Source organism: Mesorhizobium sp. M1006 (assembly GCF_040318825.1).
Classification (GTDB): Bacteria; Pseudomonadota; Alphaproteobacteria; order Rhizobiales; family Rhizobiaceae; genus Mesorhizobium.
On sequence record NZ_JAMYMZ010000008.1, the window covers coordinates 81,891 to 102,549 of the forward strand.

Below are 20,659 nucleotides of genomic sequence, written 5' to 3' on the forward strand. Positions count from 1 at the left end.
TTGCCCACATTGCGCTGGTAAGGGCCAACCCTACGCGACGTCCATGGCGTCCGAATGAGTGCGAGTTCGGGAACAATAATGGCAGACAGAACCCAGCTGAGAGCAGCCGACCACAACGACATCGCCAACGATGATCCGTTCGCGGAACTGACCAGGATCATGGGGTTCGACCCGCGCCAGCCGGTCAAACCGCAAACGCCGGCACAGCCGAAAACCGCTGCCGCCGAACCGTCGGTGGACGAGGGCGATTTCGAGATCGATCTCGAGAAGGAGTTGATGGGCGAATTCGGCGCCGACGCCAATGACAATGCTTCCCCTGCCAAGCTTCGCGAGCCGACACCCGAACCGGCCGCCGCCGACGAAATGGAGGACGCGCTTGCTGCCTCGTTCGAACAGGATTTCGCGTTCGACGACAGTGCGGCGGATGATGCTGCTCCTGTTGCGGCCGCTCCTGTTGCCGCCGACGAAATTGCCTCCGCCCCCGAAAGGGCGTTCGCTCCCTCCGTCGAGCCGGAGCTCGACGACGAGTTCGATAACGGCATCGCCGGCTCGCTCGAAGACGTGTCGCCGTTCGAGGACGACCTTTCGAGTGACGACGAACTTGCCGCCTCGCTCGACCAGGATTTTCGGCACGACGATGTGACGGCCAAGATCGCGGTGACCGGCGAGGATGAACCCAGGGCCGCAGCCGAGGCGATCGAGCCGGTCGACGAGCCCGCCTTCGACGATGAGTTCGACAGCGCCGTGGCAAGTTCGCTCGAAGACGAGCTGATGCTCGAAGAGCATGAGCCGATGGAGCAGACCGTCGCCGTTGAAACCGCCGCGCAAGCGGCCGCGCCTGCGTTCGATGACGAGTTCGACGATGCCGTTGCAAGCTCGCTCGAAGACGAGCTGATGTTCGACGAGCATGAGCCGGCGGAAAACGTCGCCGCCCCGGCATCGCCGGTTGATGCGGTTTCGGCCGATGAGGATCTTGCCGGCCATTTCGATGATGCCATGGCCGATGTCGAGATGGACTTCGACGTTCGCTCGGACGGGCCTGCCGAAATCGAAGAACCAGAGTTTATCGAAGAGCAGTCGATCGAAGAGCCAGAGGCCGCCCGGCTTTCCGGCACGGCCGCTGAAGCGGCGTTCGACGACGATTTCGATCTGAGCTTCGACGATGCGCCTGCCGAGGAAGCCGAAGAGCCCGTGGCGCAGGTTGCGGCCGAACCAGCGGCGCCGGCCGCTGTCGTCCCGACGGCCCCAGTGGCTGAGGAACGCAGCCTGGAAGACGAACTGAACGCGCTGCTCGGTGCGATGAGCACACGGCCGGCACAAGTGGTCAACGAACCTCAGACAAGCCCGCAGACTGCCCAGAAGCCCGTGATGGCTGTTCAGCAGCCTATCGCGCCGGTAATTCAGAAGCCAGCAGTGGCCGCTGAACAGCCAATGGCGGCGGTCAAAGACGTCGCCAACGAGCCGGTGCATGCTGTCGACGAGCTGGATTGGGAACTCGACGAGCACGAGCCCGCTGAGCCGCAGCAGTCCAGTGCCGCCGATGACGCCGATCTCGGCAGTGTCCTCCTCGATGAGCTTGAAGGCGAGGATTTCGGTGTTGAAGCCGCTGCCGGACCCGCGGATGATCTCGACAGCGATGCGCTCGATGCCGACTTCGCCAGGAATATCGGCCTGGATCACGACTCGGCCGACAAGAGTGCGGCAGCTGCTGCCGAGGAAGACCCGCTCGATGCGCTGAACTGGCTGACGACACGCGCCACACCGCCCGAGCCGGCCCGCTCGTGGAGCCGCGTGACACCGGTCGCACAGCCTCAACCCGCTTTTGCAAGCCAGCCGGTGGCTTCGGCGCGTCCGGCACCACCGCCGCAGCCGGCTGCAACGCCGTCCTATCGGGCCGCACCGGTCGAAGAGAGGCCGTCCTATGAAGGCCAGGCATCCCGTGAAGATAGGTCATCCTATGAAGATCGGCCCGCCTACGTGGAAGCTGCACCAACCTCGCATCAACAGCCTTCCGCCTATGACGAGATGCCCGATGTCGAGACGGTCGACGTACCCGAGCGCGTCGTGGCGCTGGCGGACGATCTCGACATTCCGGAGCTCAACTTCGACGATGACGAGCCGGTGGCGCCCGCCTACGACGATCTCGATGCCGATTTTGCCAGCCTTCTCACCGAAATGAATGCAACGGATATAGCGCCTGCCCCGGTGCGCAGTGCTGGCTATGACGATGAATACGATGCCGGCTTCGTGTCTGGGTATAAGCAAGATCGTAGCGAGACGCGCGCCTATGGCGCCAAGCCTGCGGAAGCGCCCGTCAGCGCGGCAGCCGCTTCCTATGCCGATGCAGCGGACGGTTTCGATCTGGGCCCATTGCCCGGTGGCCAGCCGGTTTCGCAGGCCGACGATTTCACCTTCGATGAGCTCGACTACGATCCCGAACTGGACGAGGAGATGTCGGTTCCGGGCCTTGCCGAACGCGGGGCCGAAAGGCAGCCGCGCCGGCGCGGGCTGCTGATAGGTGCGGTGGTCGGCGCCGTGGCGATCGCCGGAGGCCTTGGCGCCTTTGCGTTGACCCTCGGCGGCAAGAGCGGCGGCGATGCGCCGGTTATCGTCAAGGCCGACAACAGGCCGATCAAGATCAAGCCGGAAAATCCAGGCGGCACCGTCGTGCCGAACCAGGACAACAAGGTTTATGACGCTGTGGTCAAGGGCACCAAGCCCGCCGAGCCGGTTCAGCAGAAGCTGGTCACCAACACCGAAGAGCCTGTGGACCTGAAGGCCAACGAACCGGAGAGCCGCGTCGTCGATCTTTCGCCCAATGACCCCGATGCCGCGGACGATATCGACGCGCCCGGCACCGCGGCGTCCGACACCGGCGGGTCTGGCACCAATGCGCCCGGCACCAGCGCGTCTGACTCCAGCACGCTTGGCGCCAGTGCGGCTGGCGCTGCCGAAACCGCCGCCGCACCGGCGCCCAAGTCCGAGGATCGCATCGCGCAGGTTCTGCAGGAGGCCGAGAAGGGTGCAACCCCCGAGATCGTCGCCGTTGCGCCGCGCAAGGTACGGACGATGGTCGTGAAACCTGACGGCTCGCTGGTGGCGCGCGAGGATCCGGCGCCTGCCGCCCCGCAGATGGCTGCTGCCGAGCCGGCCGATCCGGCGCCGCAGCACGTGGCTCCGTCGGCCCAGGCCGACGCCGCCGCGCAGACCGGCACCGTGCCCCTGATCGACCAAATAACAAGCGATCCGAAGATTGATGACCAGCCGAGTGGCGACCAGGCGAGCGGCGATCAGGCCGAAACCTCCAAGCTGCAGCCGGCGCCCAAGCCCGACACAAAGGCTGAAGCCAAGGCCCAGGCGTCAGCCAGCAAGCAGTCCGCCAGCACCCCGGCCACGGTTCCGGTGGCGCCGCAGCGCCCGTCCGACCAGCCGGTCGATGTGGTTGGCGAGGTCAAGCCCGATCAGGTCGCTTCCATCGATCCGGCCGCGGCCGGGGCTGGTTCGTGGTCGATACAGATCGCTTCGCAGCCGACAGTCGAAAGCGCCCAGGCGACTTACCAGGATCTGCAGCGCCGCTACGGCAGCGTGCTTTCCGGCCGCACCGCCAACATCGTCAAGGCCGAGATCGCCGGCAAGGGCACCTTCTACCGCGTCCGCGTTCCGGCGCAGTCTCGCAACGAGGCGATCAAACTGTGCACCAGCTACAAGGCTGCCGGCGGCAATTGCTTCGTGTCCCACTAGGCATCAAGGCCCCTCGAAAAGCCGGCGTCCGCGCCGGCTTTTTTGCGTGAACGGAAACCTCTGAAGGCAATTAAGGGCGATTCCCTTTGTCGGCGCGAAGCTCTAAACTGTTCCGCATGACCGAATCAAAATCCATGATCCTCGGCTGCGCCGGGAAATCACTGACCCGCAACGAGATCCGTTTCTATCGCAACGAATGCCCGTGGGGCTTCATCCTGTTTGCGCGCAATATCGGCGAGACCGAGCAGATCCGCGATCTGGTCGCCGCCATGCGCGACTGCGTCGAGCGTGCGGACGCGCCGGTATTCATCGACCAGGAGGGCGGCCGCGTGCAGCGCCTGCGGCCGCCGCTGGCGCCGAACTATCCGGCTGCCGGTGCACTCGGCGCCTTGTGGCGCGACGACCATGACGCCGGCACCCGTGCCGCCTGGCTGATGGCGCGGCTGCATGCCTTCGACCTGCTGCGCTACGGCATCACGGCGGATTGCCTGCCGGTGCTCGATGTGCCGATCGAGGGCGCCAGCGACGTCATCGGCGCGCGCGCCTATGGCAAGGAGCCGCGCGCCGTCATCGAATTGGGTCGCGCCGCGGCGGAAGGCCTGATGGCGGGCGGCGTGCTGCCGGTGATGAAGCATATTCCCGGTCATGGAAGGGCCTTCGCCGATACGCATTTCGAACTGCCGACCGTCGACGCCTCGATCGGCGATTTGCAGCGGCATGATTTTGCCCCGTTCAGGGAGCTCAACCATTTGCCGATGGCGATGACGGCGCATGTCGTCTATAGCGCGATCGACCCCAAGAACCCGGCCACCACGTCCGGCAAGGTCATCGAAGAGATCATCCGCGGCGAAATCGGCTTCGACGGCCTGTTGATGAGCGACGACACCTCGATGAAGGCACTTTCTGGGGATTTCCCGTCAAAGGCGGCGGCGATCCTTGCGGCGGGCTGCGATCTGGTCCTTCACTGCAACGGCGTGTTCGAGGAGATGGCCGGCATTGCATCGCGCACGACCGGGCTGGAAGGCAAGTCGTTTGAGCGCGCGGAGCGGGCGCTGACCTATATCAGGAACCGCGACGTGGCGGACGAGACCGAGATTCGGGCCGAATTTGCCAGTTATTTCGACGCCGTGGCCTAGCATCAAAGGAAGCGAAGTGGCGGAGACATTGGACCTGAAGGCCGGCAAGGCCGCACCGATGGACCGCTTGTGGGCCGAGAACGACGATTCCCGGCTGACCGGCGATCCGGCGTTGGTCGTCGATGTGGCCGGCTTCGAAGGTCCTCTCGATCTTCTGCTGCATCTTGCCCGCAATCAGAAGGTCGACCTGTCGCGCATCTCGATCCTGGCGCTGGCCGAACAGTATCTGGCCTTCGTCGAGAAGGTGAGGGCTCTGAGACTGGAGCTTGCCGCCGACTACCTGGTGATGGCGGCATGGCTGGCGTTTCTCAAGTCGAAGCTCCTGATCCCCAAGCAGCCCGGCGACGAAGGCGAAAGCGGCGAGGAACTGGCGGCGGTGCTGCAGTTCCGGCTGAAGCGGCTGGAGGCGATGCGCGACGCGGCGGCACGGCTGGTCAACCGCAACCGGCTCGGACGCGACGTGTTTGCACGCGGCATGCCGGAAATGGTCATCGTCGAGAAGCGCAATGCTTATTCGGCCTCGCTCTACGACCTGTTGACCGCCTATGCCCAGCAGCGCCAGAAGCAGGCGATAACCAATGTGACGATCGCCAGGCGCGGCGTGTGGTCGCTCAAGGATGCGCGCGACGTGCTGATCAGGCTGATCGGGTCGCTGCGCGACTGGACGGCGCTCGACAGTTTCCTGGTCGAATATCTGGCCGGCCCGGAAGAGCGGCGCACCGCGGTTGCCAGCTCGTTTGCGGCGACGCTGGAACTGGTGCGCGAAGGCAAGATGGAAATGCGGCAGGACCAGGTGTTCGCGCCGCTTTATCTGCGCGGCCGCGCCCAGGCCATCAAGATAGTCGAGGTAACACCATGAACGAACGCGCCAACGCTTCGGTCATTCCGTTCAAGGTCGACGACGACGCCGAGCAAGGCGCGGTCGCCGAAAACCCGGCACAAAATCAGGGGCAGAATTTGTCGCGGAATCCCGGCGAGCGGCTGCATATGGCGGAGGCCGTACGGATGGCCGAGGCGATCGTATTCGCCAGCGCCGAGCCGGTCAGCGAAAAACAGCTCACTTCGCGACTGCCCGACGGCATCAACATTGCCGCGGCAATGGCCGAACTGCAGCAGATCTATGCGCGGCGCGGCGTCAATCTGGTGCGCGTCGGCGATGCCTGGGCGTTTCGCACCGCCGGCGACCTCGCCTTCCTGATGAGCCGTGACACGGTGCAGCAGCGCAAGCTGTCCCGCGCCGCCCTCGAAGTGCTGGCGATCATCGCCTACCACCAGCCGGTAACGCGCGCCGAGATCGAGGACATCCGCGGCGTCGAGACGTCAAAGGGGACGCTCGACACGCTGATGGAGACCGAATGGGTGAGGATGCGCGGCCGGCGCCGCACGCCCGGCCGTCCCGTCACTTATGGCACGACCCACATTTTCCTCGACCATTTCGCACTGGAGGAGATACGTGATCTCCCCGGCATGGAGGAATTGAAGGGTGCCGGGCTGCTGTCCGGCCGCATGCCGTCGAATTTCTCGGTGCCGCTGCCGCCGGCCGACCCCGATGCGCTCACCGACGACGAGGATCCGCTGACCGACATCGACCTCGAAGAACTCGGCCTTTTGACGCCGCGCGTCACGGAAGATTGAGCCGAGCGCCATCTTAAAGCCACAGGCAGGATGGAACTGCGCCGATTGGTAGCGGGCCGCCGTGCCGAAAGTGCGTGACTTCGGCGACTCATTCATGAACTCTGTCGCAGTTCTGTTTGAATCCGAACCCGAAAGCGCATAGATCAGCGTCTGGGAAACCGTTCGAGAGAGATTTGCTATGGGTTCATTTTCGATTTGGCACTGGATGATCGTTCTGGTGATCGTGCTGCTGGTGTTCGGCCGCGGCAAGATTCCCGAGTTGATGGGCGACATGGCCAAGGGCATCAAGAGCTTCAAGAAGGGCATGGCGGACGACGAGACTGCCGAGGACAAGCGTACCGTTGAACACCGTGCCGACGAAACCGTTTCGGTACCGAAGGAAAAGGCCAGCAAAAGCTGAGCCCAAACTTTAGTCGGAACGTATAGCCATGTTCGAAGTCGGCTGGACCGAGATGCTGGTGATCGCGATCGTCATGATCGTGGTCGTCGGGCCCAAGGATTTGCCCAACATGCTGCGCACCTTCGGCCGCACAACGGCGAAGCTGCGCGCCATGGCGTCCGATTTCCAGCGGCAGTTCAACGATGCGTTGAAGGAAGCCGAGCTCGACGACGTCAAGAAGTCGGTCGATTCGCTGAGAAGCCTCAATCCGGCAGCCGAGATCAGGAAGCAGCTCAATCCATTCGAGCAGGCCGCCGCCGACGTCCGTTCCGGCGTCGACGCAGTGATGAAACCCAAGCCGGCCGTCGATGCCGCCGCTGCGACGGAGCAGGCGGCCGAGCCGCTTAAGAACGGCGCAACAACGTCGCCGGGCGTCAGCCCGCCGGAGCCGACGCCGATCTTTCCGGCGATGACGGACGAGTCCGTCGTAGCGCCGGCAGTGCAGGCGCAAACGGCTGCAGCGGCCGTGCCGAAAGAAGCACCTGCGGCAAAGAAGAAGCCAGCGCCCGCAAAAGCCGCGGCCGCCGCGCCGGCCAAGCCGGCAAAGACTGCTGCGCCAAAGGCTGCCGCAAAAGCTGAGCAAAAAGCGCAGTCGTCAGCAGCGAAGAAGCCGGCGTCAGCAACGAAGAAGCCGGCCGCCAGGAAAACGGCGGGAGCCGCCAAGTGAGCGTTTCGGACAAGGAAAAGGACGAGATAGAAAAATCGTCGGCTCCGCTGATGGAGCACCTGATCGAGTTGCGCCGGCGGCTGATCTGGTCGATCGGCGGTTTTTTTGTTGCCTTCCTGGTCTGCTTCTTTTTCGCCAAGCGGCTGTTCAACCTTCTGGTCATTCCGTTCAGATGGGCGACGCAATGGGCCGGGCTCGACCCGCACAAGGTCGAGCTGATCTATACGGCGCCACAGGAGTTCTTCTTTACCCAGGTCAAGCTCGCCATGTTCGGCGGCATGGTCATCGCCTTTCCGCTGATCGCCACGCAGATCTACAAATTCATCGCGCCCGGCCTCTACAAAAACGAGCGCAACGCCTTCCTGCCGTTCCTGATCGCCTCGCCGATCCTGTTCCTGATGGGCGCATCGCTGGTCTATTTCTTCTTCACGCCGATGGTGATGTGGTTCTTCCTCGCCATGCAGCAGACCGGCACCAACGACCAGGTGCAGATTTCGCTGCTGCCGAAAGTGTCCGAATATCTCAGCCTGATCATGACGCTGATCTTCTCCTTCGGCCTGGTGTTCCAGCTGCCGGTGGTGACAAGCCTGATGACGCGGGTCGGCATGCTGTCGTCAACGGCCCTGGCCGAGAAGCGCAAATGGGCGATCGTCATCGCCTTTGTGGTGGCGGCGGTGCTGACGCCGCCCGACCCGATGAGCCAGATCGGCCTCGCCATTCCGACGATCCTGCTCTACGAGGTCTCGATCTGGTCGGCCCGGCTGATCGAACGCAGCAAGGAGCGCGACCGTGTGGCCCGCGAAAAGCAGGACGCCACCGAAGAGGTGGCCGAAAAGCCGGCGGACGCGTCTTCGACATAGGTTCGGTTGAAGCGGGCAGCATTTTTTTGCCGGCCATAGCAACTTTGTTCTTGCTTTGTGCCGGCAGCTATGCTACTAATTTAAGTATGGTGCCAATTGGCTCCAAAAACCCGCCTCTCGAGGCGGGTTTTTGTTTCCAGGGTTCTTTCGATCGAACGTTGCGCGTGCTGCCTACCTGAGGTCGGCGCGAAGGAACTCTGCCTTGACGTCTTGTATCGATGCGGTTTACGCCCTCTGGTCTTTGTTTTGGGCATTTCCTTGCCCCGAAACCGCCGTGCCGAGGACGAACAGACCATGCTTGACATCAAATGGATTCGCGACAACCCGAAGGCCCTTGTCGAAGCGCTGAAGAAGCGCTCGTGGTCGGCTGAGGATGCGCAGTCCACGGTCGACGACCTGATCGCCGCGGATGAGGCGCGGCGCGAGCATCTGACCGAGCTGCAGACCAGGCAGGAACGCCGCAACGCCGCATCGAAGGAGATCGGCAATGCCATGCGCTCGGGCGATGCAGCTCTTGCCGAAAGGCTGAAGGCCGAGGTCGGCGAGATCAAGGCCTTCATCCAGAATGGCGAGGCGCGCGAGCGCGAGCTCGACAAGGCGCTGAACGATGCGTTGGCAGTGCTGCCAAACGTGCCGTTCGACGATGTGCCGGTCGGCAAGGACGAGCACGACAACGTCGTCAAACGCGTCGTCGGCGAGGTGCCGACGCGGCCGAATTGGGTGAAGGAGCATTTCGAGATCGGCGAAGCGCTCGGCATGATGGATTTCGAGCGGGCAGCACGGCTTTCCGGCTCGCGCTTCATCGTGCTCAAAAGCGGCCTGGCGCGGATGGAACGCGCGCTCGGCCAGTTCATGCTGGATCTGCACACCACCGAGCACGGCTATGTAGAGATCCAGCCGCCGTTGATGGTGCGCGACGAGGTGCTTTTCGGGACCGGGCAACTGCCGAAATTCGAGGAGGATTTGTTCTTCGTTCGGCACGGGGACGGCAGGCTTGGCCTAATCCCAACCGCCGAAGTGCCGCTCACCAATCTCGTTCGCGACGAGATCACGCCGCACGAACAACTGCCGCTGCGCTATACGGCGCTGACGCCGTGCTTCCGCTCCGAGGCGGGCTCGGCCGGGCGCGACACGCGCGGCATGCTGCGCCAGCACCAGTTCTACAAGGTCGAGCTGGTGTCGATCACCGACCAGGAGACTTCGGTTGCCGAGCATGAGCGCATGACCGAATGCGCCGAGGAGGTGCTGACGCGGCTCGGCCTGCCGTTCCGCACCATGACGCTGTGCACCGGCGACATGGGCTTTGGCGCGCGCAAGACCTACGACATCGAGGTCTGGCTGCCCGGCCAGAATGCCTATCGCGAGATATCGTCGTGCTCGGTATGCGGCGATTTCCAGGCGCGGCGCATGGACGCCCGCTACAAGGACAAGGACGGCAAGGGCAACCGCTTCGTCCACACGCTGAACGGTTCGGGCACCGCCGTCGGCCGTGCGCTCATTGCCGTCATCGAAAATTATCAGAACGAGGACGGCAGCGTAACCATTCCTGAAGCGCTTCGGCCTTACATGGGCGGTCTGGAAAAGATCGAATCGAAATAATGCGCATCCTTCTGACCAACGACGACGGCATCCATGCCGAGGGCCTTGCATCACTCGAACGCATCGCGCGCACGCTGTCGGACGACGTCTGGGTGGTGGCACCGGAACAGGATCAGTCCGGCTATGCGCATTCGCTGTCGATCTCGGAGCCGCTGCGGCTCAGGAAAATCGGCGAAAAGCACTTTGCGGTGCGCGGAACGCCGACCGACTGTGTCATCATGGGCGTGAAGAAGATCCTGCCCGCAGCGCCTGACCTGATCCTGTCCGGCGTCAATTCCGGCGCCAACATCGCCGACGACGTCACCTATTCGGGCACGGTCGCCGGCGCCATGGAAGGCGCGCTGCTCGGCGTGCGATCGATCGCCATCAGCCAGGCCTATTCCTATGTCGGCGAGGACCGCGTCGTTCCCTACGAGACCACCGAAGCGCTGGCGCCGGCCCTGCTCGAAAAGCTCGTCGCCATGCCGTTGCCGGACGGCGTGCTGCTCAACGTCAATTTTCCGAACTGTGCGCCGGAAGAGATCGCCGGAACTGTAGTCACTTCGCAGGGCAAGCTGGTCCACAGCCTGTGGGTCGACGAGCGGCGCGACGGGCGCGGCCTGCCTTACTACTGGCTGCGCTTCGGCCGCGAGCCAGTCGAGGGCAAGCAAGGCACCGACCTCAATGCCTTGCGCAATCGGCTGGTGTCGGTGACGCCGCTGCAGCTCGATCTCACCGCGCATGAAATCCGCGATCAACTGGCCAAGGCGCTCGCATGAACTTGAACCACGCTGCAACGGTCGACGAGCGCGAAGGTTTCGCTGCCTTCCTGCTTCGCCTGCGCGGCAGGGGGACGGTGCCGAAGGCGCTTATCGCCGCCTTCGAGGCGACGCCGCGGCGCGGCTTTCTGTCTCCGCATTTCCACTCGATAGCCTGGTCGGACCGTATGCTGCCGATCGAATGCGGCGAGGCCATCGAAGGCGCCGACCTGCAGGCGGCGGTGATCGCGGCACTTGCCATCGAGCCGGGCAACCGGGTGCTCGAGATCGGCACCGGGTCCGGCTACACGGCGGCGGTGATGTCGCGGCTTGCCGCGCGGATCGTCACCATCGACCGTTACAAGACGCTGGCCGAACAAGCCCGGCAGCGGCTCGAGGCGCTCGCCATCGGCAATGTCATCGTGCGCCAGGCGGACGGTTCCAACGGGCTGGCCAACGAAGCGCCGTTCGACCGCATCGTCGCCTGGGCGGCCTTCGACAGCCTACCGCGCTTCCTGCTCGACCAATTGTCGAGCGGCGGCATCGTCATCGCGCCGATCGGACCCGACGAAGGCGAGCAGGTGCTGGCCAAGCTGACCAAGGTCGGCAGCCGCTTCGAACGCGAGGATATCGGCCTGGTGCGCCTGCAGCCGATCCTGCACGGTGTCGCCGCGGTGATCTGATTCCGGGTACATCGCGCCGCTTGGGGATCAGCCGAAGCCTGTCGTTTCGTCATCCTAGGACGACGAAGTTGAGAGCCTTCCTCGAATATTTTAAGAAAATTTGCGTCTGATTCTACAGGTTTAACCGACCGGTAACATTAACGCGCTTTAATCACACTCAGTTGTACCGGGTCTGTGCGGGTTAGTGCGATGCAATTCAGTGTTTTGAAGGCAAACGGACGCAATCTGGCGCGTGGCTGCGCCGTCCTCATGATCGCAGGCGCTGCGACGGGGTGTAGTTCCCAGGTGGCGCGGTTCAACAGCGTCGATGACGTGTTCACCGCCTCGACCAACAACCAGCGCGCCATCATCGACAAGCAGGATGCTGCCCAGCCCTATCCGGGCGATGTTGCGGCCGCGCCGGTCGACGGCAGCCACACCCAGTCGGTCAGCCGCTCAAGCCTCGAACCGGTTACGGCGCAGCAGTTGCCACCGCCGGCTCCCGCCCTGGCACCCGCCGCCCGCCCGGTGCGTACCGCTGCCGCGCCGGCGATGGCGCCTGCCGCTCCTCGTGTCGACAGGACGGCAACCGGCACCGTCGCTCCGGCGGCAAGGCCGTTCAAGAACGCCGAGCCCGACGCGCCGCGCATGGCGACGGCCGCCGGCGCACCGCATGCAACCGAGATCGTCGTCAAGGACGGCGAGACCATTTCCGGCCTGTCTCGGCGCTACGGCGTGCCGGCCGATGCCATCATGAAAGTCAACGGGCTGAGCGCGACCAAGGGGCTGAAGACCGGCCAGAAGCTCGTCATCCCGGCCTATGCGTATTCGAGCAACGGCGCCACGCCGAAAGTCGCCGACGCCAAGCCCGCGAACGGCACCAGGCACGACCAGCCGGCCGACGCGCCGGAGAAGGTGGCCGTGCTGCCGCAGCAACCGAAGCTCAGGGAAGGCAAGTCTGCCGCGCAGGTGGACGCCTCGGCTGCCGCGAGCCAGCCGAAGGATGGAAAGGCCGCGCCCAAAGTGGCTTCGGCGACGGCCAAGCCAGCCGGTGCCGGCGGCACCTACACGGTTCAGCAAGGCGATACGCTGTCGGCCATCGCCAGAAAGACCGGCGTCGGCGTCGTCGCGTTGAAGCAGGCGAACGGCATGCAGGATGGACTGCTCAAGATCGGCCAGACCCTGAAAGTGCCGGCAGGCGGAACCGCTGTTGTCGCCGGTGCGAAGCCGGCAAAGGTCGATCCGGTGACGACGGCCACCACCCAGCCGCCTGCCAAGGCCACGCCGACGCAGACGCTCGCCTCCTACACGCCGCCAAAGAAGGACGCGAAAGTCATCCAGCAGGCCGAGGACGACGATGCGGTGGCGCCGGACGCAACGGGCATCGGCAAGATGCGCTGGCCGGTGCGCGGCCGCGTGATCTCAAGCTTCGGCGGCGGCAAGGACGGCGTCGACATTGCCGTGCCCGAGGGGACGCCGGTCAAGGCAGCTGAAAACGGCGTCGTCATCTATGCCGGTGACGGCCTCAAGGAATTCGGCAACACGGTGCTGGTGCGGCACGAAAACGGTCTGGTCACCGTCTACGGCCACACCAGCTCGATCGAGGTGCAGCGCGGCCAGAAGGTCAAGCGCGGCCAGGAAATCGCCCTGTCCGGCATGAGCGGCACCACCGACTCGCCGAAACTGCATTTCGAAGTGCGCAAGAACTCGGCGCCGGTCGATCCTTCGACCTATCTCGAATAGACGACGAAAGCGATTTGCGGGCCACCTGACCTTCAGCCCGGCGAGGAAGTCCGCTCCGCAAGGTGCGGGCTTCTTCTGTTGTTAGTCGTTGAGCGGCTAATCCTTGAGCGGCTTGCCGAGCCGGCCTGCCAGATCCTGGGTGAACTGCCAGGCGACGCGGCCCGAACGGCTGCCGCGCGTCGTCGCCCATTCCAGCGCCTCGGCGCGCAGCATCTCGGGATCGATGGCGAGATCGTGATGGCGGACATAGCCGTCGATCATATCGAGATATTCGTCCTGCGAACATTTGTGGAAGCCAAGCCACAGGCCGAAACGGTCCGACAGCGAAACCTTTTCCTCGACCGCTTCGGACGGATTGATCGCCGTCGAGCGCTCATTGTCGATCATGTCGCGCGGCAACAGATGCCGCCGGTTCGAGGTGGCGTAGAAGATGACGTTGGCCGGGCGGCCCTCGACGCCGCCCTCAAGCGCTGCCTTCAGCGATTTATAGGACGTGTCGTCATGGTCGAATGACAGGTCGTCGCAGAACAGGATGAAGCGGAAGGGTGCTGCCTTCAGCAGGCCCATCAGCTTCGGCAGCGTGTCGATGTCTTCGCGATGGATCTCGATAAGCTTGAGCGGCAGATCGAGCTTGGCCGAAGCGTTGACCGCGGCGTGCACCGCCTTGACCAGCGACGATTTGCCCATGCCGCGCGCGCCCCACAACAGCACGTTGTTGGCGGCATAGCCTGACGCGAAGCGCTCGGTGTTGTCGACCAATATGTCGCGGACGCGGTCGACCCCGCGGATCAGGCCGATGTCGACGCGGTTGACCTTGAGCACCGGCTCCAGATAGCCGGGATCGGCCTGCCAGACGAAGCAATCGGCCTCGCCCAGGTCGGTTTGCGGCACCGGCGGCGGGGCGAGGCGGGCGACCGCCTCGATCAGGCGGTCGAGCTTCTGGCTCAGGGTATCGATGGTGCTGTCGGTCATCTCTTGTCTTTTTTGTCTCGCGTTCAGGATGGTGCGGCAGGCCAACCTACCTGATTTCAGCGGTTTCGAAACTCGTCCCAAGCATTTGTTCGGGCATGATCTTTTGCGGAAACCGAGCGTCGCTTTTGGGGATCACCCTCTAACACGGCTCACCAGGCTGGAAAAGCAGCCGATTTGCCCGGCGGCGCAGTTGCATTGGCAACGTTACCGACTATATTCCGGCCAAATTTGGCGGGGCCGTCAAATTCCCAGAACGGTTAAGGCGGCTGTTTTTAAAATTCAGGAGTACCTCGATGTTCGTGACACCGGCATACGCCCAAGGCATCGGCGGGGACTCGTCCGCAATGTTTATCCAGATCGTGCCGTTTGCTCTGATTTTCGTGATCATGTATTTTCTGATCATCCGGCCGCAGCGCACGCAGCTGAAGAAGCGCGGCGAGATGCTGGCGGCGGTTCGTCGCGGCGATACCGTTGTCACCGGCGGCGGCTTGGTCGGCAAGGTGACCAAGGTGATCGACGATAACGAGCTGGAGATCGACCTTGGCGGCGGCACCAAGGTGACGGCGCTGCGCTCGACGATCGCCGACGTGCGCGTCAAGGGCGAGCCGGTGGCAAACCAGAACGCCAAGAAATAACCGAATTGAAGGCGGAACGCAGCCGCTTGTACGCCTGAACGGACGATAACCAATGCTCTATTTCTCGCGCTTCAAGATGATCCTGATCTGGCTGGCCGTAGCCGCCACGGTGGTCCTCGCTGCGCCCAATCTTTTCTCGGCAAGCACGTTGGCCCAACTGCCCAGTTGGGTGCCGAAGCGGCAGATGACGCTCGGCCTCGACCTGCAGGGCGGCTCGCACATCCTGCTCAGGATGGATCCGAACGATCTGATCAAGGATCGGCTTGAGACGACGCGCGACGAAATCAGGACGCTGCTGCGCGATGCCAAGATCGGCTATACCGGCCTTGCCGGGTCGGGGCGCACGGTGCAGGTCCGCATCACCGATCCCGCACAGATCGACGCCGCCAAGAACGCACTGAAGCCGTTGACCAATCCGGTGGCGGCCGGCCTGTTCAGCGGCGGGTCCATCCAGGAGATGACCCTGGATGATTCCGAGGCCGGCCTGCTTAAATTCACCGTCACCGATGCCGGCATCAAATACCGTACGTCGACGGCGCTGACCCAGTCGATCGAGGTTGTCAGCCGTCGTGTCAACGAACTGGGAACGACCGAGCCGATCGTGCAGCGGCAAGGCGACGACCGCATCCTTGTGCAGGTGCCTGGTTTGCAGGACCCGCAACGGCTGAAGGAAATTCTCGGCCAGACCGCCAAGCTGACCTTCCAGATGGTCGACCAATCGATGCCGGTGCAGGATGCGCTGAACGGCCGTCCGCCGCCGGGATCCTCGGTGCTGTATTCGCAGGACGATCCGCCGGTTCCGTATCTGATCGAGAACCGCGTCATCGTTTCGGGTGAAAACCTCGTCGATGCCCAGGCGACGTTCAACTCGCAGACCAATGAGCCGGTGGTTTCGTTCCGCTTCGATTCCAAGGGGGCGCAGCGGTTCGGCCAGGCGACAGCGCAGAATGTCGGCAAGCTGTTTGCCATCATCCTCGACAATCAGGTGATTTCGGCGCCGCGGATCAACGAACCGATCCCTGGCGGTTCCGGTCAGATATCGGGGAATTTCACTGCCGAGAGCGCCAACGATCTCGCCGTGCTGCTGCGCGCCGGCGCCTTGCCGGCGACGCTCACCGTGATCGAGGAGCGCACGGTTGGCCCTGGCCTCGGCCAGGACTCCATCCATGCCGGCAAGGTCGCCGGCATCATCGGCTCGATCCTGGTCGTGGCGTTCATGTTCGTCGCCTACGGTTTCCTCGGCTTCCTCGCCAACATCGCGCTGGCGGTGCATGTCGCGATGATCGTCGGGCTGCTGTCGCTGCTTGGCGCGACGCTGACCTTGCCGGGTATCGCCGGTATCGTGCTGACCATCGGCATGGCGGTCGATTCGAACGTGCTGATCTATGAGCGTATTCGCGAGGAGCGACGTGCCGGCCGCTCGGTGATCCAGGCGATCGATACCGGCTTCAGCAAGGCGCTGGCGACCATCGTCGATTCCAACGTCACTTCGCTGATTGCCACCGTGGTCCTGTTCTACCTCGGCACCGGGCCGGTGAAGGGTTTTGCCGTCACCTATGCCATCGGCATCCTGACCACGGTCTTCACCGCCTTCACCTTCACCCGCCTGCTGGTGTCGATCTGGCTTCGCCGGGCCCGTCCGAAGGAGTTGCCACGCGCGCCGGTGACCTTCATTCCGCCGGGAACGAAAATTCCGTTCATGGGCATCCGCCGCTGGACGTTCACACTGTCGAGCGTGCTTTCGGTGCTGTCGGTCATCGGCTTCATGACCATCGACATCAATTACGGCATCGATTTCAAGGGCGGCTCGCTGATCGAGGTGCAGTCGAAGGCCGGCAATGCCGATCTGGCCGACATCCGCGGCAGGCTGACGGAACTCAATATCGGCGAGGTGCAGGTTCAGCAATTCGGCGAGCCGAACGACGTGCTGATCCGCGTCGGTACCCAGGAGGGCGGCGAGAATGCCGAGCAGACCGTCATCGACAAGGTGCGCGGCGAGCTGCAGGACCAGTATGATTTTCGCCGCGTCGAAGTGGTCGGGCCGACGGTCTCGGGCGAGCTTGCCAAGCAAGGCACCATTGCCATGCTGGTCGCGCTGCTCGGCATCCTGATCTATGTCTGGTTCCGCTTCGAATGGCAGTTCGCGGTCGGCGCCATCGTTGCGACCGTTCACGACGTGGTCATGACGATCGGCTTCTTCGTCCTCACCGGCCTCGAATTCAACCAGTCGTCGCTGGCGGCGATCCTTACCATCATCGGTTATTCGCTCAACGATACGATTGTCGTCTATGACCGCGTTCGCGAGGATCTGCGAAAATACAAGCGAATGCCGCTGCCGCAATTGCTGAACAACGCCATCAACGAGACGCTGTCGAGGACGACGCTGACCTCGGTGACGACGATCCTGGCGCTGCTGGCGCTGGTGCTGTTCGGCGGCGAGGTGATCCGCTCGTTCACCATGGCCATGCTGTTCGGCGTCGTGTTCGGCACCTATTCGTCGATCTTTATCGCCGCGCCACTGCTTATCCTGTTCAAGCTGCGGCCGCAGGCCACAGCGTCGGACGAGGAAAAGCCGGTGGGCGGCGGCAAAGCCATAGCCACCTGACGGCTTGCCTCAAAAGTGGCCAAGGGCATCGTCATCCGCGAGGCGCATTTCCCCGGCCGCGCACCGGTCGAGGCTTACGGCAATGGCGGTTTCCGCTTTGCCGACATGTCGCATCGCGGCTCGCTGCTGTGCCTGCCTTCGGGCATCTATGGCTGGGAGCCGGCCGATCCGCTGGCGCTCACGGCAGCGGATTTCGCCAAGCTGTTCAACGAGGCAGACAAGGTCGAGATCCTGCTGGTCGGCAGCGGCAAGGATCTGAGGCCGTTGCCGGCCGCGCTGCGTGCCGCGCTGAAGGATGCCGGCATATCCGCCGATCCGATGTCGACCGGGGCGGCTGTGCGGACCTACAATGTGCTGCTGGCTGAAGACCGCGCGGTGGCCGCAGCACTCATCGCCGTCGACTGACGTGGCCGAAAACACCAAACTCGTCATGGAGACGGTGCGCGCCGCTGATCATGACCGCTACCTGACCGCGCTCTACGCGCCCGAAGACAAGCGGGACGCGCTGTTTTCGCTCTATGCCTTCAACGCCGAAATTGCCGGCATACGCGACCGCATCCACGAGGCGCTGCCGGGCGAGGTGCGGCTGCAATGGTGGCGCGACGTCATCGCCGCCGAAGAGGATGGGGCTGAGGTCGGCCATCCCGTGGCGGACGCGCTGAAGGCGACTATTTCCGCCCACCATCTGCCCAAGGCCGCCTTCGACAACATGCTCGAAGCGCGCATCTTCGATCTCTATGACGACCCGATGCCGTCGCGCACCGACCTCGAAGGCTATTGCGGCGAGACTGCCGCAGCACTTATCCAGCTTGCGGCGATCGTGCTCGATCCGGTCCAAGCACCACGCTTTGCCGAACTTGCCGGCAGGGCAGGTTGTGCGCAGGCGATGACCGGTCTCCTGCTTCTGCTGCCGCTGCATCGCAAGCGGGGACAGTGCTTTGTCCCGGCAGATATTTTGGCGGCGGCGGGATCGTCGCCGCAAGAGTTTGTTACAGGTGACGGCGGGCCGGGCGCGGAACGCGCCGTTGCCGCGATGATCGCGCTGGCACGGGAACATCTTTCCGCCTTCGAGCAGGGGGCGTCCGTTTTGCCGGTTTCATTGCGCCCGGCGTTTCTGCCGCTGGCTCTTTCGGGCGCCTATCTCGACAAGATGGAGCGCGCCCGTCGCTCGCCTGTCAAGGAGGTGGCGCGGCTCTCTGTCTTGCGCCGGCATTGGCTCTTGTTCCGGCGCGTGACGCGGGGCTGGCCAGTCGCATAGAGGCTGCCGCGTAGCCAACCCGATCGTTATTCCGCCGCTTCCGCCCGAAAAGGCAGCCCCAGCCATTCGCGGCAGTCGGCGAGCGCGCGCGACGTTACCGCGTGCCGCTTGGCGACCGTCTTGTCCTTGCCGCGCAGCCGCTTGCCTTCGATCTTCGGCGCGTCCACCGGCGGGAACAGGCCGAAATTGACGTTCATCGGCTGGAAGGAGCGCTTTCCCGGCTCATCGTCTGAAACGATATGGCCGCCGGTGATGTGGTTGAGCAAGGCGCCGAAGGCGGTGGTCAAGGGCGGCAGCGACGGCGCATGGCCAAGCCTTTCGGCGGCTGCAAAGCGCCCGGCGAGCAAGCCGATGGCGGCGCTCTCGACGTAGCCCTCGCAGCCAGTGATCTGGCCGGCAAAGCGCAGGCCGGGTCGCGACTTCAACTGCAGCGACGCGTCGAGCAGCGTCGGCGAATTGATGTAGGTGTTGCGGTGCAGGCCGCCTAGGCGGGCAAATTCGGCGTGTTCCAGCCCGGGGATGGTGCGGAATATGCGCACCTGCTCGGCGTGCTTCAGCTTGGTCTGGAAGCCGACCATGTTGTAGAGCGTACCCAGCGCGTTGTCCTGCCGGAGCTGGACGACGGCATACGCCTTTACAGACGGATCATGCGCATTGGTCAGCCCCATCGGCTTCATCGGCCCGTAGCGCAATGTCTCGACGCCGCGCTCGGCCATCACCTCAATCGGCAGGCAGCCGTCGAAATAGGGCGTGCCTTCCCATTGCTTGAATTCGGTCTTCTGGCCGTCGACCAGCGCCTGCACGAAGGCAAGGTACTGCTCCTTGTCCATCGGGCAGTTGATGTAATCCTTGCCGGTGCCGCCGGGACCGACCTTGTCGTAGCGCGACTGGAACCAGCAGATATCCATGTCGATCGTGTCGAAATGGACGATCGGCGCGATGGCATCGAAGAAGGCGAGCGCGTCGGCGCCGGTCACTTCGGCGATCGATTGGGCGAGCGAAGGCGCCGTCAGCGGGCCGGTGGCAACGATCGCCTGGTCCCACTCCGCCGACGGCAGGCCGGGCACTTCCTCGCGACGAATGGTGATGAGCGGGTGCGCTTCGAGCTTTCTGGTGACCGCTTCGGAAAATCCGTCGCGGTCGACGGCCAGCGCTCCGCCGGCCGGCACCTGATGCGCGTCGCCGGCGCTCATGATCAGCGAACCGGCCAGCCGCATTTCGGCGTGCAGCAGGCCGACGGCATTGGTTTGCGCATCGTCGGAGCGGAAGGAGTTGGAACAGACGAGTTCGGCCAGCCCGTCGGTCTTGTGCGCGTCGGTACCGCGGACGGGACGCATTTCATGCAGGACAACGGGAATGCCGGCTTCGGCCGCCTGCCAGGCGGCTTCGGAGCCGGCGAGACCGCCGCCGATAACGTGAATGGGGTTCTTGTCCATGAGCGCCGAAATAGTCGCTTGGCGCAAGGATTGCAATTGCCACGCGGGAGAATGGCTGACGGGGGAAGCCGCCCCAAAACAACAACACCCGCCGGGGGAGGAGGTCCGGCGGGTGTCGTTTTGTTGGTCGATCCTCGGGAGGAGGTGAAGATCGACCGTATTCGTCATCGCCGGGGAGGAGGTCGGCTTTGACGAAATTCCTTTCGCCATTTGAAAGGGTGCGAAACCCTTTTTAGAAACAGCGCCCGCCGGGGGAGGAGGTCCGGCGGGCGCCGTTTTTGTGGTCAACCCTCGGGAGGAGGTGAAGGCTGACCGTATCCGTCAGGGTCGGGGAGGAGGTCGACCCTGGCGAAATTCTTGTGGTTAGATCGCCCTGCGAGCGACCATCTTGATCTCGTCGCGGACGATGCCGAGATCGTTGAGCTGGCGGTTCGACAGGCGACCCAGCTCGGTAACCGTCTCGCGGTAGACGCGCCAGTTACGATAGTTGCGGATCAGGTTCATTGTCGTTCTCTTTTCAAAACTGGTTCGGGC

General features: G+C 63.8%; 18 protein-coding genes. 15 read left to right on the top strand and 3 right to left on the bottom strand.

Annotated elements, in window-relative coordinates; translation table 11 throughout:
• Nucleotides 1-78: 78 nt before the first annotated feature.
• From NKH60_RS10085 to NKH60_RS10135, 11 genes are all read left to right on the top strand, one after another.
• Nucleotides 79-3,741, top strand: coding sequence for an SPOR domain-containing protein (locus NKH60_RS10085; protein WP_352831526.1), 3,663 nt, complete (start codon nucleotides 79-81; stop codon nucleotides 3,739-3,741).
• 116 nt (nucleotides 3,742-3,857) lie between these two features.
• Entirely contained in the window at nucleotides 3,858-4,877 is a 1,020-nt protein-coding gene (gene nagZ, locus NKH60_RS10090; protein ID WP_352831528.1) for a beta-N-acetylhexosaminidase, read from the top strand.
• Nucleotides 4,878-4,935: 58 nt separating this feature from the next.
• Nucleotides 4,936-5,736 carry a segregation and condensation protein A gene (locus tag NKH60_RS10095; RefSeq protein ID WP_352482297.1) on the top strand — a complete coding sequence of 267 codons (801 nt, stop codon included), beginning with the start codon at nucleotides 4,936-4,938 and terminating at the stop codon, nucleotides 5,734-5,736.
• Nucleotides 5,733-6,512 (top strand): SMC-Scp complex subunit ScpB, encoded by a 780-nt coding sequence (gene scpB, locus NKH60_RS10100; protein WP_352831530.1) that lies wholly within the window; start codon nucleotides 5,733-5,735, stop codon nucleotides 6,510-6,512. Before NKH60_RS10095 ends, scpB begins: the two co-directional genes overlap by 4 nt.
• A gap of 178 nt (nucleotides 6,513-6,690) precedes the next feature.
• Nucleotides 6,691-6,912 carry a twin-arginine translocase TatA/TatE family subunit gene (locus tag NKH60_RS10105; RefSeq protein WP_352490594.1) on the top strand — a complete coding sequence of 74 codons (222 nt, stop codon included), beginning with the start codon at nucleotides 6,691-6,693 and terminating at the stop codon, nucleotides 6,910-6,912.
• Between the two features lie 28 nt (nucleotides 6,913-6,940).
• Nucleotides 6,941-7,618 carry a Sec-independent protein translocase protein TatB gene (tatB, locus tag NKH60_RS10110; protein ID WP_352850150.1) on the top strand — a complete coding sequence of 226 codons (678 nt, stop codon included), beginning with the start codon at nucleotides 6,941-6,943 and terminating at the stop codon, nucleotides 7,616-7,618.
• Nucleotides 7,615-8,478 (top strand): twin-arginine translocase subunit TatC, encoded by an 864-nt coding sequence (gene tatC / locus NKH60_RS10115; protein ID WP_023678927.1) that lies wholly within the window; start codon nucleotides 7,615-7,617, stop codon nucleotides 8,476-8,478. Before tatB ends, tatC begins: the two co-directional genes overlap by 4 nt.
• Nucleotides 8,479-8,772: 294 nt before the next feature.
• Nucleotides 8,773-10,077 (top strand): serine--tRNA ligase, encoded by a 1,305-nt coding sequence (serS, locus tag NKH60_RS10120; RefSeq protein ID WP_352850151.1) that lies wholly within the window; start codon nucleotides 8,773-8,775, stop codon nucleotides 10,075-10,077.
• On the top strand, nucleotides 10,077-10,835 hold the full coding sequence (gene surE, locus NKH60_RS10125) for a 5'/3'-nucleotidase SurE (RefSeq protein ID WP_352539743.1): 759 nt from the start codon (nucleotides 10,077-10,079) through the stop codon (nucleotides 10,833-10,835). Before serS ends, surE begins: the two co-directional genes overlap by 1 nt.
• A complete protein-coding gene (locus NKH60_RS10130; protein ID WP_352500868.1) occupies nucleotides 10,832-11,497 on the top strand; it encodes a protein-L-isoaspartate(D-aspartate) O-methyltransferase in 666 nt (221 codons plus the stop codon). Before surE ends, NKH60_RS10130 begins: the two co-directional genes overlap by 4 nt.
• 189 nt (nucleotides 11,498-11,686) lie before the next feature.
• A complete protein-coding gene (locus tag NKH60_RS10135) occupies nucleotides 11,687-13,219 on the top strand; it encodes a peptidoglycan DD-metalloendopeptidase family protein (RefSeq protein WP_352539744.1) in 1,533 nt (510 codons plus the stop codon).
• Nucleotides 13,220-13,315: 96 nt separating this feature from the next.
• On the opposite strand, the gene NKH60_RS10140 is transcribed toward NKH60_RS10135, so the two are convergent.
• A complete protein-coding gene (locus NKH60_RS10140; RefSeq protein WP_352539745.1) occupies nucleotides 13,316-14,191 on the bottom strand; it encodes an ATP-binding protein in 876 nt (291 codons plus the stop codon).
• Between the two features lie 293 nt (nucleotides 14,192-14,484).
• Here NKH60_RS10140 and yajC point away from each other — a divergent pair, with 293 nt between their 5' ends.
• Genes yajC through NKH60_RS10160 form a run of 4 tightly spaced genes read left to right on the top strand, consistent with a single transcriptional unit; the run spans nucleotide 14,485 to nucleotide 18,689 of the window.
• A complete protein-coding gene (gene yajC, locus NKH60_RS10145) occupies nucleotides 14,485-14,826 on the top strand; it encodes a preprotein translocase subunit YajC (RefSeq protein WP_352451381.1) in 342 nt (113 codons plus the stop codon).
• A 52-nt stretch (nucleotides 14,827-14,878) separates the two neighbouring features.
• On the top strand, nucleotides 14,879-17,431 hold the full coding sequence (gene secDF / locus NKH60_RS10150) for a protein translocase subunit SecDF (RefSeq protein WP_352470433.1): 2,553 nt from the start codon (nucleotides 14,879-14,881) through the stop codon (nucleotides 17,429-17,431).
• Between the two features lie 15 nt (nucleotides 17,432-17,446).
• Nucleotides 17,447-17,836, top strand: coding sequence for an Mth938-like domain-containing protein (locus NKH60_RS10155; RefSeq protein WP_352470434.1), 390 nt, complete (start codon nucleotides 17,447-17,449; stop codon nucleotides 17,834-17,836).
• 25 nt (nucleotides 17,837-17,861) lie between these two features.
• Nucleotides 17,862-18,689 (top strand): phytoene/squalene synthase family protein, encoded by an 828-nt coding sequence (locus NKH60_RS10160; RefSeq protein ID WP_502898556.1) that lies wholly within the window; start codon nucleotides 17,862-17,864, stop codon nucleotides 18,687-18,689.
• 26 nt (nucleotides 18,690-18,715) lie between these two features.
• On the opposite strand, the gene trmFO is transcribed toward NKH60_RS10160, so the two are convergent.
• Together trmFO and NKH60_RS10170 are read right to left on the bottom strand one after the other, a co-directional pair.
• Nucleotides 18,716-20,125, bottom strand: coding sequence for a methylenetetrahydrofolate--tRNA-(uracil(54)-C(5))-methyltransferase (FADH(2)-oxidizing) TrmFO (gene trmFO, locus NKH60_RS10165; RefSeq protein WP_352831542.1), 1,410 nt, complete (start codon nucleotides 20,123-20,125; stop codon nucleotides 18,716-18,718).
• A gap of 363 nt (nucleotides 20,126-20,488) precedes the next feature.
• Nucleotides 20,489-20,629: a DUF1127 domain-containing protein gene (locus NKH60_RS10170; protein WP_023678914.1), complete on the bottom strand. Its 141-nt coding sequence runs from the start codon at nucleotides 20,627-20,629 to the stop codon at nucleotides 20,489-20,491.
• Nucleotides 20,630-20,659: the final 30 nt, after the last annotated feature.